Source organism: Streptomyces sp. SID13726, from assembly GCF_010548375.1.
Classification (GTDB): domain Bacteria; phylum Actinomycetota; class Actinomycetes; order Streptomycetales; family Streptomycetaceae; genus Streptomyces.
On the sequence record NZ_JAAGLY010000509.1, the window covers coordinates 1 to 428 of the forward strand.

1 protein-coding gene is annotated in these 428 nt (G+C 73.8%); it reads left to right on the plus strand.

The features are described from left to right. Positions 1–57 precede the first annotated feature (57 nt). Positions 58–428, plus strand: a 371-nt coding sequence (locus tag G3I78_RS48845) for a class I tRNA ligase family protein (protein ID WP_343244040.1), incomplete at its 3' end; no start/stop codon positions are given.

The window sequence follows — 428 nt, forward strand, 5'->3', positions numbered from 1 at the left end:
TCGGGCCTCTCGCCGGCCGGTAAACTCGGCCGGGTGACCACGCCTGACACCGCCTCGATCCCGCACGCCTCGGACGCCCCCGCCGCGGGCGGCCCCGCCCACCGTTACACGCCGGCGCTCGCGGAGCAGATCGAGCTCAAGTGGCAGGAGCTCTGGGAGCAGCGCGGCACCTTCTGGGCCGCCAACCCCACGGGGGAACTCACGGACGGCGACGGCCAGGGCCCCGAGGGCGCGAGCCCGTACTTCATCATGGACATGTTCCCGTACCCGTCGGGCGCGGGCCTGCACGTGGGGCACCCCCTCGGGTACATCGCGACGGACGTCGTCGGGCGCTTCCGGCGCATGCGCGGCGAGAACGTGCTGCACGCGCTCGGCTACGACGCGTTCGGCCTGCCGGCCGAGCAGTACGCGGTGCAGACGGGCCAGCA